We start from the raw sequence: 613 nt of genomic DNA on the forward strand, positions 1-613 counted from the left end.
CATCAGATCCGGCAGACGGCGAAAGAGGTCGTCCTGGAATGTGTGAGAAGTCATAAACCGTTAGTGATGGAAGCGCTGGATTTTGAGAAGAAGAAAAGCAACATGCGATATGGGAATCAAAAGCATAATCAAATGTTATCCGAGTTTGCGACGAAACAGATTCAGGAAGCTTTAGAAAGGAGATGTTGGAAGGAAGGGTATGGCGTTATTCAAGTAAATCCAGCATACACAAGTCAAATTGGGAGAGAAAAATACAGCCGGAAGATGGGCTGTACAGTGCACATGGCCGCTTCGTTTGTGATTGCGAGGCGCGGAATGGGATATCAGAATTAAATAGAAACGCGGTTTTTCAATCTGTCCAAAGAGAACAGCTTCCAGAGGAGAAAGCTGGAATTCGAGGCAGAATGAACTTGAAGAATCGCGAGATACACAATACGCCTGAAGGAAGAAATCTTCGATCAAGCCTTGAACTCTGGAAGCAGAGGGAGAGAAGGAAGAGATCTAAAATCAGGAATACCCTCCAGGCAAGAAACTGACGAGGGGTTCTGGAAGGTTTTGTCTTCCAGAATGATGCTTGCATCATTTTCTTGTTATCAAACATTGTATTATCACA

General features: G+C 43.7%; 1 protein-coding gene. It reads left to right on the forward strand.

What is annotated here, in order from left to right:
- A partial coding sequence (locus DWY25_RS14630; RefSeq protein WP_147336696.1) for an IS200/IS605 family accessory protein TnpB-related protein occupies positions 1–333 on the forward strand: 333 nt, incomplete at its 5' end.
- Between the last annotated feature and the right edge of the window lie 280 nt (positions 334–613).

Source organism: Holdemania filiformis (assembly GCF_003459085.1).
Lineage (GTDB): Bacteria > Bacillota_I > Bacilli_A > Erysipelotrichales > Erysipelotrichaceae > Holdemania > Holdemania filiformis.